The following is a 215-nucleotide window of genomic DNA, read 5'->3' on the forward strand; positions in this document are numbered from 1 at the left end:
GATATTGGCCGCAACAAAGCGGTGTCTGCCGCGGCGAGCATTGCTGATATTAATCCCGGTGTGACGGTAACTACGCTCACAGAGCACCTCGCTGGCGACGCGCTTGCCGCTGCGGTGCAAGCTGTCGACCTCGTTGTGGATTGCAGTGATAACTTTCCCACCCGCTTCGCCCTGAATCGGGCCTGCATTGCCGCAGGTATCCCAATGGTGTCGGC

The 215-nt window shown here is 59.5% G+C and carries 1 protein-coding gene; it reads left to right on the forward strand.

Annotated elements, in window-relative coordinates:
- Positions 1-215 (forward strand): ThiF family adenylyltransferase (locus A3709_RS14975; protein ID WP_197484229.1); only part of this gene is annotated, 215 nt, incomplete at both ends.

Source organism: Halioglobus sp. HI00S01 (assembly GCF_001635445.1).
Classification (GTDB): domain Bacteria; phylum Pseudomonadota; class Gammaproteobacteria; order Pseudomonadales; family Halieaceae; genus Halioglobus; species Halioglobus japonicus.